This is a genomic window from Endozoicomonas sp. SESOKO4 (genome assembly GCF_024606275.1).
In genome coordinates this window covers 1-2619 of sequence record NZ_JAHHPS010000589.1, presented here as the reverse complement: position 1 = coordinate 2619, position 2619 = coordinate 1, and the positions used below count along the sequence as shown (strand labels likewise).

Genomic DNA, 2619 nt, shown 5'->3' with positions numbered 1-2619 from the left:
ATTTGACGAAGAAGCAGGAATTTTTAGACCAATTTATTGCAACCGCAGTAGGACACCCTTAAGTCCGACGGGCTGCTAGCCCAGTGATGACCTGCTGTATTAGTCAGTTGATCGAGGTGGAGTGTTTTAACAGAGACGAGATCTTAAAGAGGTGGGTTAATCAACTCAGTGACAGAATCAAATCTGCCTATTTATTCTATAAACTGAAGTCTCATTCAAACGATCGTTGACGGAAGAGGCCTCACTTCGCCCCAAAAGCAGCGATAGTCCTCCGGGTTCAGCCCTAATGCCCTGAGGTAATCAATGGTTTTAAGCTTAACCTCCTCTGCCGTATAATCTTTGCTGGATTGAATATCTTCAGGAACGGGCTGTAAAGGAATTTTATCTTTTCTGCACCGATGAATATATTGAAACCACGCGTGTAAAAATTGGTTAATCAACTTAATTTCCTGTACCGTTTTCGGGCAACGGAAAAAACGAAATTCCAACGTTGAAAGCTCCTTTACTTTGCTTGCTCCAGTAATATGCAATAAAGACATTGCGATATACTTTTCCATATAATCATCACCAATGCCACTAAATAACCATTGTATGGTCGTCATATGAACAAGCTGGCTATAAAAGTGCGCAAATTGCTTAAGCTTGTCTTTTTTTTCCGAATCAGTATTACCTTTTTGGTTTAACGGTTCTGTATTACCTTCTTCTATTTTTCTATTATATCGGTCAATGAGAACATTTAACCGCTTTACGGCAAATGGTTTTATGTCTGAATTGTAATCAGCAAATGTTTTATACCACTCAGCTTCATCATACTGCACGATGCGAGCATTATTTCCAAACGCCCTCAGCAAAAAAGGGTTTCGTTGGATCTCAGACTCCATCGCCAACAGTACACTGGCATCACCCTGAGTGGCACTTAATACATCGACGTGTTTATGACCGGAGCTGTAACCAATCAGCCCATCCTTGCGCATTGAATCAATAACTTCAATCACCTTCTCAAAAGACAGTTCCGCAAGTTGATCATCAGAATGATAAGGCGTGCAGTTTATTTCAAACCAGCTTATTGTGTCGTAAAAAGGAACTACGGTAAAGTTACTATAAAATCCATAACGTGCACCAAATTTTCTAGCGGGAACCTGATGAGCTAACTCCTTTTTTCCGAGTCGATATAAAAAAATCTTAACAAGCTTTCCTCGTGGAACAGAAAATGAATTTCTTACATCATATTCGAGTTCCTCACCAAATTTAAGATTTAATCGATTTTTTGGTGTCGCCTCACTGCCAACCGGTAAAGAGAAGCCTTCAAACAGGGCATTAACAATACCATCACAACGCCCGGAGAAAATAATATCCATAACATCTCGATTAAAATGCTCTCTTATACCATTTCTGTTTCTGCGCAAAGCAATGGTTAACAAATTTTTGGTGGGATATGATGAGTCAGCACTGTCAATGATTTCCTTCCTGAATTTGACGGCAAAATTAAAAACAAGAACTAGCTCAGAAAAAAGGCCTCTTTCGGAAAGTAGAATTTGAAAAAATGGAAATATATCGTTCAGCAATTGTCCATAGGTGAATTCATATTTAAGGTATAGAAAATATTTAACTACTGGAGCAACATCATTCGGTACGTTCTCTTTTTTATTGAGATAATCAAGCAATATGTCCCCCAGACTATAAACTAATCTACAACTCTTTAGTTTCGATTCCGCTTCAGCCCGTTCGGTAAAAATCGCATGCAGGAAAGTCTCTATCTCTTCAACCCGCATCTGGCTGATGGTTTGACCAGCCACATATTTATCGGGACTGCCTTCAGCAGTAAAACACCGATCACGGACCAGGCCCTCCTGGAATAAAATAAAATCGACAAAAATTTCTGTAATTTCGTCTCTTTCATCATCTTTATAGTCTTCTCTTGCGATTTTGTGGTATCTCAGCGAATAAATAAGGTTTTCAACGATATTTTGAATACGTTCCGCCACTTCTCCAGCGGTGAACGTCTCCCTCATTCTGCCAATAGCTACCTCTTCGAACTCAGAGCCTTCAGTAGTAAACGAACGGGAAATTATTCGCTCGGTAATAGACTGATTGAGCATCTGATGACTGAAACCTGGCGCAATAAAACCAGGCGCTGATATTTGCTTTGCCAGTGTAGAGTATTTATCTTCAACCCGTCGTTTTTTTGAAAAACTTTTAACTTTTGCCTGCCCTGAATCATGACTTCCATCGACATTTTTTTCAGCAAGACTGCTCTTATGAAGTCCGTAAGCATCTGTACCGGTAGTGTTTATATTCATAAATCCCTCTATTGAATATATTTAATTATTTTGATCTCAAACCTGCTTCACGGAATATCCCGTACTTCGCCCCAAAAACAGCGATAATCCTCCGGATTCAGTCCTAATTTTCTGAGGTAATCAATGGTATTAGCTTGAACTTCCTCTGCCGTATACTCTTTGCAGGATCGGATATTTTCAGGGACAGGCTGCAAAGGGGTCATATCCTTTCTGCACTGATGAAGGTATTGAAACAAGACTTGCAAAAATTGGTTAATCAACTTGATTTCCTGTACCGTTTTCGGACAACGGAAAAAACGAAATTCCAGCGTTGATAATT

The 2619-nt window shown here is 39.6% G+C and carries 2 protein-coding genes; both read right to left on the bottom strand.

The window, feature by feature from the left end:
- Nucleotides 1–215: 215 nt before the first annotated feature.
- A complete protein-coding gene (locus KDK16_RS11605) occupies nt 216–2300 on the bottom strand; it encodes a hypothetical protein (RefSeq protein ID WP_257255055.1) in 2085 nt (694 codons plus the stop codon).
- A gap of 47 nt (nt 2301–2347) precedes the next feature.
- Nucleotides 2348–2619: hypothetical protein (locus KDK16_RS11600; RefSeq protein ID WP_257255056.1), on the bottom strand; the 272-nt coding region annotated here is incomplete at its 5' end.

What these genes read in the sequence shown, in the direction of transcription:
- KDK16_RS11605 (WP_257255055.1), bottom strand. Translation starts at nt 2,300, where the DNA reads ATGAATATAAACACTACCGGTACAGATGCTTACGGACTTCATAAGAGC.